1 pseudogene is annotated in these 1,495 nt (G+C 56.2%); it reads left to right on the top strand.

What is annotated here, in order from left to right:
- The first annotated feature begins 66 nt into the window (after positions 1–66).
- Positions 67–1,456, top strand: a pseudogene (locus tag H7848_RS19600) (IS3 family transposase).
- Positions 1,457–1,495 lie beyond the last annotated feature (39 nt).

Below are 1,495 nucleotides of genomic sequence, written 5' to 3'. Positions count from 1 at the left end.
CCGGTTAGATTTAGGGGTTTGCGCAAGGGAGGATTTCTGGTTCATCGAAGCCATTATGGAGCGAAGATGAACAAGAAGTCCGGGACATCGAAGGATGCCGCTGACAAGTTGGTCAGGGGGATCAAGCGGAAGACCCGCAAACACTACTCAGCCGAGGAGAGGATCAGGATCGTCCTGGCCGGGCTGCGCGGCGAGGAGAGCATCGCTGCCCTATGCCGCCGGGAGGCGATTGCCGAGAGCTTGTATTATTCCTGGTCTAAGGAGTTCCTGGAAGCGGGCAAGAACCGCTTGGCGGGTGATACCGCACGTCAGGCGACCTCACCGGAGGTCAAAGAGCTGCGTTCAGAATCCGCAGCCTTGAAGGAGGTCGTCGCGGAACCGACGCTTGAAAACCGCCTGCTCAAAAAAAGCATGATCGGGGGTCGCCTATGGTTGCGCCACTGGTCCGAGCGACCATTGGCGACGAGCACGAAGAATGAGGTACCCGGCATCCGAGAAGCTTGAGGTTATCCGCACCGTGGAAGCCTCACATTTGCCGGTGAAGCAGACGCTGGCAATGATCGGCATTCCCAGCAGCACTTATTATGACTGGTACGCCCGTTGGAGCGATGGTGGCTTCGATGCGCTTGCCGATCGCTCGCCCCGGCCCAAGTCAGTGTGGAACCGCATCCCGAACAAGGTACGCGAGGATGTTGTTGATTTTGCACTGGAGCATGAAGACCTGACGCCGCGCGAATTGGCGGTCAAATACACTGATGAGAAACGGTACTTCGTCTCGGAATCGTCTGTATATCGCATTCTTAGCGCTGCGGACCTCATCACAGCCCCGGCCCATGTGGTGATCTGCGCGGCCAATGAGTTCCGCGACAAGACCACGCGCCCGAACGAGCTCTGGCAGACCGACTTCACCTACCTGAAGGTCATTGGCTGGGGTTGGTTCTATCTCAGCACAATCCTCGACGATTACAGCCGGTACATCATCGCATGGAAGCTTTGCACCTCGATGAAAACTCAGGATGTAACCGATACCCTGGACCTAGCGCTGCAGGCTTCAGGGTGTGATCAGGCGGCCGTTGTTCACAAGCCTCGGCTACTCAGCGACAACGGCTCGTCCTATGTGGCGGCCGATCTGGCCGAATACCTCGGTGACAAAGGCATGGATCATGTGCGCGGTGCGCCGCACCATCCCCAGACACAAGGCAAGATTGAGCGGTGGCATCAAACCATGAAGAACCGTGTCCTCCTGGAAAACTACTTCCTACCCGGCGACCTGGAATGTCAGATCGGCGCCTTTGTCGATCATTATAACAACCACCGCTACCACGAGAGCCTGGCCAACCTGAAACCTGCCGACGTCTATCACGGCCGCGACGCAAAGATCCTGAAAATGAGAGAGGAGATCAAAAAGAAGACAATCCAAACACGTCGCTTGCAGCACCAATCAGCTGCCGCATAAACTCAAACTCAAACTCAAACTCAAACTCAAACTCAAACT

The organism is Pseudaestuariivita rosea, from assembly GCF_017592335.1.
GTDB classification, from domain to species: domain Bacteria; phylum Pseudomonadota; class Alphaproteobacteria; order Rhodobacterales; family Rhodobacteraceae; genus Parasulfitobacter; species Parasulfitobacter rosea.
The sequence above is the reverse complement of the archived record's forward strand: the minus strand, read 5'-3'. Positions and strand labels throughout refer to the sequence as shown.